Source organism: Streptomyces solicavernae, from assembly GCF_029968095.1.
In the GTDB taxonomy this organism is placed as follows: Bacteria; Actinomycetota; Actinomycetes; order Streptomycetales; family Streptomycetaceae; genus Streptomyces; species Streptomyces solicavernae.
In genome coordinates this window covers 1-1,075 of the sequence record NZ_JASCIR010000097.1, presented here as the reverse complement: position 1 = coordinate 1,075, position 1,075 = coordinate 1, and the positions used below count along the sequence as shown (strand labels likewise).

Below are 1,075 nucleotides of genomic sequence, written 5' to 3'. Positions count from 1 at the left end.
AGCCGCTTCCGCCTGACCCTGCCGCGCGAACGGGTACAGCACGGCCGGCTACTCGCCTCCCTGATCGCGTGACGTACAGCCTCCGGCTACCCGAACTGCCCGTCGGACGCGGCCCGCACGAACGCGGCGAAGGCACCGGGGCTGGCGGTGAAGGCTCCGGCTTCGGGAGTCTTGGAGTCGCGGAGGGCGATGCGGGTGGGGAGCTGGGCGATCTCAACGCAGTCGCCGCCACTCGTTCCGCTGTACGAGGACTTGCGCCAGGCAGCGTGACCGAGGGGGGCGCATTCGATGCACTCGCCGCCGGTGTTGCCGCTGTAACTGGACTTACGCCACCGCGCGTTGGCCAGGTCCTTCTGAGTGTCCATAACTCTCCTCCAGTACGCGGGTGATCAGTGACGCCGACTCCTCTACCGAGAGGGCGGAAGCCTGCAGGTGAGCGTATCGGAGCGATGCTTCCTTGACGGTGTCCGGGTTGGCGGTCATGTGGCCGGAGATGAGGTCCTCCGTGTAGACGAGGTCGGGGTCGTCATCGAACCGGATGCCCGTGAACGACCCGATCAGGCTGGCGTGCTCTCCCGCCGAGTATGGGAGCACCTGGATGCGCACCCAACGCCGGGTCCGGAAACTCAACAGATGCACCAGTTGGTTTCGCATCACGTCACGCCCGCCGATGGGCCGACGTAGGGACGCTTCGTCGAGCACGACCCACAGCACCGGCGGATGTTCGCGCTCCAGGATGCGTTGCCGCTCCAACCGGGCAGCCAACAGGTCCTCCAGGTTGTCCGGAAGCCCTGTGGTCAGAACGGCCCTGGCATACGCCTCGGTCTGCAGAAGCCCATACACCAACTGGGCCTGATACGTGGAGATATAGGCCGCCCTGGCCTCCATCTCCGCGTACGCCTGGAACCAGCTGGGCAACTGGCTCCGCAGCACGAGCCCGACCAGCCGGCCGAAGTGGCCGTCGGTCCCGAGGGCGGCGTCGAGCCGCTCGGACAGCTGCCGCGTAGGAACCTTGTGCGCGGTTTCGATCTGCCCGATGAGGGACCCCGTACAGAAGACGCACCGCCCCAGCTCG

2 protein-coding genes are annotated in these 1,075 nt (G+C 66.9%); both read right to left on the bottom strand.

Features of this window, described 5'->3' with window-relative positions:
- Positions 1 to 86 precede the first annotated feature (86 nt).
- Positions 87 to 365 (bottom strand): DUF397 domain-containing protein, encoded by a 279-nt coding sequence (locus QIS99_RS32150; RefSeq protein ID WP_282517291.1) that lies wholly within the window; start codon positions 363 to 365, stop codon positions 87 to 89.
- Positions 325 to 1,075, bottom strand: a 751-nt coding sequence (locus QIS99_RS32145) for a DUF5753 domain-containing protein (RefSeq protein ID WP_282517290.1), incomplete at its 5' end; no start/stop codon positions are given. The genes QIS99_RS32145 and QIS99_RS32150, both read right to left, overlap by 41 nt.

Bases quoted from the DNA above. Each gene is read 5' to 3' on its own strand.
- QIS99_RS32150 (WP_282517291.1), bottom strand. From the start codon at position 365: ATGGACACTCAGAAGGACCTGGCCAACGCGCGGTGGCGTAAGTCCAGT.